Annotated in this window: 1 protein-coding gene; it reads right to left on the bottom strand. The window is 59.1% G+C overall.

Translation table 11 applies throughout. The features are described from left to right. Positions 1 to 195: 195 nt before the first annotated feature. A partial coding sequence (locus FPV16_RS25895; protein ID WP_319802281.1) for a hypothetical protein occupies positions 196 to 712 on the bottom strand: 517 nt, incomplete at its 5' end.

Here is a 712-nt window from a genome sequence, read left to right as displayed (position 1 = left end):
TTGATGGGGGGGAATACATAAAACGGATCGTCCAAATTTTCTTGGTAGTCCGCGTCAGGCGTGATTTGAATGCTTGGCACAGGTTGCTCCGAAGCTAGGCGGCTTGCTCAGCGTTATGAGCGGCAAGCCTATCAAGGATTTATGGACGTTTTGTAGGTCATTGCCGAACATGGTACTAAAATGTACCAAATGGGGCTAGAACGGCGTCCCCTCGACCGTGAACCGTACCACTGTCTCATCGCGCGTCAGCGGCCATAGGTACTGATGGACGAGGTTGCAGGCGTAGACAGGGACGGCGCGGTAGCTGGCGTCACCTGCCTCGAAGTAGCTTGGCACGTCCTCGACGAAGGTGATGACGTGCTCGCCCAGGCCGCGCGGCGGACGCTCGTAATCGACGTCGGACAGCCATTTCCGGTGCGTGTGAGCGTCGTAGAGGACGCGGTCGACGTGGCCTCGACGGTCCCGCAGGTATCTCACCGTCTGCCGGATGATGAGCTTGCCACCTGGCTTCACGACGGGCGTCAGCACCTCCGTGCGACTCACCTCAACCGGGATGTGCCGGTCTTGCGCGTAGTAGGCGAACGCAGCGGCGATCGTTAGAATGGCCCCTGAGATGATCCCGAGACAGGCATAGCCGAAATAGCGCCAGATCATCGTGGCATGCCCCTTACGAACGAGAACAGATCCCACCCCATCTTGGCGGCAGCGATGG

Origin of the sequence: Methylobacterium sp. W2 (assembly GCF_020662345.1) — a bacterium.
Classification (GTDB): domain Bacteria; phylum Pseudomonadota; class Alphaproteobacteria; order Rhizobiales; family Beijerinckiaceae; genus Methylobacterium.
Note: the sequence above shows the minus strand (reverse complement) of the source record. Positions and strands in the feature narration are given on the sequence as shown.